Annotated in this window: 3 protein-coding genes; 2 read left to right on the forward strand and 1 reads right to left on the reverse strand. The window is 70.5% G+C overall.

The genetic code is table 11. The annotated features are described in order from the left end of the window. A partial coding sequence (locus ACFXIV_RS47975; RefSeq protein ID WP_379421547.1) for an alpha/beta fold hydrolase occupies nucleotides 1–509 on the reverse strand: 509 nt, incomplete at its 3' end. Nucleotides 510–742: 233 nt separating this feature from the next. Here ACFXIV_RS47975 and ACFXIV_RS47980 point away from each other — a divergent pair. Together ACFXIV_RS47980 and ACFXIV_RS47985 are read left to right on the forward strand one after the other, a co-directional pair. Continuing rightward, complete coding sequence (locus ACFXIV_RS47980; RefSeq protein WP_209210738.1) at nucleotides 743–994, forward strand: hypothetical protein; 252 nt, start codon at nucleotides 743–745, stop codon at nucleotides 992–994. A 188-nt stretch (nucleotides 995–1,182) separates the two neighbouring features. After that, nucleotides 1,183–1,347 (forward strand): TetR family transcriptional regulator (locus tag ACFXIV_RS47985; protein WP_379421548.1); only part of this gene is annotated, 165 nt, incomplete at its 3' end.

Below are 1,347 nucleotides of genomic sequence, written 5' to 3' on the forward strand. Positions count from 1 at the left end.
CGCTGCGGAGGGATCTCGGGCAGCGCGGGCGAGACGAGCGTCAGTGTCCGCACCAGGTCGGGCCGCACGGCCGCCACCCGGGTCGTCACCGCGCCGCCCAGCGAGTTGCCCAGCAGGTGCACCGGGGCGTGGCCGCAGGAGTCCAGATAGCGGATGACGGCGCGGGCGTGCCCGGAGACCGAGTAGTCGCCGTTGTCGGGCGGCGGGGAGTCACCGAAACCGGGCAGGTCGATCGCCTCGCCGCGCACATCGGGAGCGAGCTGCCGCATCAGCGCTGACCAGTTCAGGGAGGAGCCCCCCAGACCGTGCACGTACAGCGCGGCCGGACGGCTGTCCTTCTCCGGGGCCTCGCCGTCGTCCCGCCGGCCCCGCACGGCCAGCGTCAGTCCGGGCAGCGAGACCGTCCGCAACGTCTCCTGCTCCCCGACGCGGGACCGCGTGAGCGAGGGATGCGGGGCAGCGGTACGGGCCGCGGAGGCGGGGGCTCCCGGCTGCTCGGTGGAGGACATGGAGCAATGTTACGAGACGATCACACGCGCCCTCACGTGTTCACCATCACAAGAAGAAGCACACTGGTGTACAGGGGAGGTACGGGCACTCGCCCGTCGCGACCACCACCGGGGAACGCCGGAGAGCATGCGCAGGGAAGCAGGAGGCATGCGGCGTGCGCCCCCGGTGACCCGCTCGTAGTCTCGTAAGTAGGGCCCGCGCACTCGGGCCCCGCCTGGAAAGGGGAGCCGGCATGCCTGTCGATCCGACCGATCCGGAAACCATCGACCCCTATGACGCCTACGACGCCTATGACGCCTATGAGGAGGAACCGGAAGGACCCGGAACCCCTGAGGCCCCCGAGGCGGACGCGGCGGAACAGCAGGCCGACCTGCTGGTGCAACGCGACGACCCGCTGACCGGACACAGCTACCACGAGGTCGATCCGGCCGACGCGGCGGAGCAGGCCCGCGTGGTGGAGCTGAACGAGGACGAGTACCGCTGACGCGTACCGATCCAGTACCGATAAGAGGACGAGTGCCGCCGAAGCGCCGTCGGATCCGGTACACCGGAGGGAACGGAAGCGGACACCGGAGCGAAAATTTCGTGGGCCGGGAAGCTACCACCCCCGTTACCGAAAAGTACGATGGCGGCGCAGCGCAGCTCGCGCTCAGAAACATTCAGGGAGGCGGCGTGACAGCCATCGAGCAGACCGAGGCGCGCCCGCGTGGCACGCGTCTGCCCCGACGGGCGCGACGTAACCAACTGCTGGGCGCGGCTCAGGAGGTCTTCGTCGCGCAGGGCTACCACGCGGCGGCGATGGACGACCGCGCCGCCCGTGCCGGCGTCAGCAAGCCG

It is taken from the genome of Nocardia sp. NPDC059236, from assembly GCF_042754085.1.
Lineage (GTDB): Bacteria > Actinomycetota > Actinomycetes > Mycobacteriales > Mycobacteriaceae > Nocardia.